The following is a 509-nucleotide window of genomic DNA, read 5'->3' on the forward strand; positions in this document are numbered from 1 at the left end:
CATAATCCATTTGATGTTTATTTTCTATATCTCCATTTTCTATTTTTTTATTATCAATTAATATTTGACCTTCATTTTCTTTTAATCTACCTAATATTAGATTGAATAAAGTAGATTTTCGCACACCCACTTTTACCAACAAAAACATATTCCTTATCTTTTTTAAATTCTAAACTTAAATTCTTAATTACATCTAAGTCATCATATTTAAATGAAATATTTTCTAAATTAATATTATTTTCGAAAATAGGGTATTTATATGTTTTAGATTCTATAATTTCATTTAGCTTATTAAACATTAATTTAGAACCTAAATATTGTAAAACTACATCAAATATATCCATAGTTGATGATAAAAATACAGATAATATAGTTGGTGTAACCACTAACATTCCTATTGTTAATTTATCATTTAATACTAGATATCCAGTCATTACAAACATTATAGTTTCAAATAATTTTTTAGTTCCTTGAGATACTAAATTACCATATGCTGATAATTTTTTATT

General features: G+C 21.0%; 1 protein-coding gene and 1 pseudogene. Both read right to left on the reverse strand.

The window, feature by feature from the left end:
- The coding region (locus tag AYC60_RS09575) for an ATP-binding cassette domain-containing protein (RefSeq protein ID WP_156447645.1) at positions 1 to 148 on the reverse strand (148 nt) is incomplete at its 3' end.
- A pseudogene (locus AYC60_RS08925) lies at positions 87 to 509 on the reverse strand (hypothetical protein); the annotation flags it as partial. The gene AYC60_RS09575 and the pseudogene AYC60_RS08925, both read right to left, overlap by 62 nt.

Source organism: Streptobacillus felis (genome assembly GCF_001559775.1).
Classification (GTDB): domain Bacteria; phylum Fusobacteriota; class Fusobacteriia; order Fusobacteriales; family Leptotrichiaceae; genus Streptobacillus; species Streptobacillus felis.